At 79.4% G+C, this 1,029-nt stretch carries 2 protein-coding genes; both read left to right on the top strand.

The features are described 5' to 3' along the window. Nucleotides 1-339: SAV_6107 family HEPN domain-containing protein (locus F8274_RS30690; protein ID WP_151465893.1), on the top strand; the 339-nt coding region annotated here is incomplete at its 5' end. A gap of 164 nt (nt 340-503) precedes the next feature. Continuing rightward, a partial coding sequence (locus F8274_RS30685) for a hypothetical protein (protein WP_151465890.1) occupies nt 504-1,029 on the top strand: 526 nt, incomplete at its 3' end.

The following is a 1,029-nucleotide window of genomic DNA, read 5'->3' as shown; positions in this document are numbered from 1 at the left end:
GCCGCCGCCCTGCTGGCCGCCCGTGCCCGCCCCGCACCGACCCGGCGCAACCGGATCACCAGCGTCTGGGTGCTGCTCGCCGCCGTCGCCCCCGAGCTGGACGAGTGGGCCGCCTACTTCGCCGCCGGGGCCAGCAAGCGGGCCGCCGCCGAGGCCGGCATCCCCCGGGTGGTCACCGCCCGGGAGGCCGACGACCTGCTCCGTGCCGCCGAGGAGTTCGTGACCGTGGTGGAGACCGCGCTCGGCCTGGCACACCAACCGGCGCTCGACGAGCCGCACCGGCCCCTCCGGCTCGGCGTTCCTGACGCCACGCCGGAGCCCGGAGCAGCCGCCGCCTGAGTCGCGGCGCCCGGCCACCACCGGCGGGACCCCGGGTGGCCGGGCGCCGCTCCCGGCGGCGGCGAACACGCCGCGCCGGGCCGCACGCGCGTCCCGCACCGCACGATCCAAGCACCATCCACGGGCCGGTGCCCGTGGTGAACACACGACGGGGGGTAGGTCCGATGGCGGGCCGCATGGTGGTCGGTTCCGCCGCCCTGGCCGAGCTGGTACGCCCGGCCAGCGCGCCCGACCCGGCGGGTGGCCACCGGGTGCTCCCCGTCCGGCCCGAGCTGACCGGGCTGCTGCCCAACCGCGGGCTGCGGCGCGGCAGCACCATCGCGGTCGGCGCCGGCCAGCCCCGGCGCAGCGGCGCCACCTCCCTGATCCTCGCCCTGCTCGCCGAGGCGTCCCGGGCCGGCTCGTGGTGCGCCGTGGTCGGCGTGCCCACCTTCGGGGCGGGCGCGGCGGCCGAGGCCGGCATCGCCCTGGACCGGCTCGCCCTGGTGCCGAACCCCGGGCCGGAGTGGCCCACCGTCGTCGCCGCGCTCATCGACGGGGTCGACGTGGTGGTCACCGCCGTGCCGACCACGGTCTCCGCCTCGGTCGCCAACCGGCTGGCCGCCCGGGCCCGGCAGCGCGGCAGCGTGCTCGTCCCGTACGGCCGGTGGGACGGCGCGGACGTGACGCTCCAGGTGGTCCGCGGGGTCT

The organism is Micromonospora sp. AMSO31t (assembly GCF_008868175.1).
Lineage (GTDB): Bacteria > Actinomycetota > Actinomycetes > Mycobacteriales > Micromonosporaceae > Micromonospora.
The sequence above is the reverse complement of the archived record's forward strand: the minus strand, read 5'-3'. Positions and strand labels throughout refer to the sequence as shown.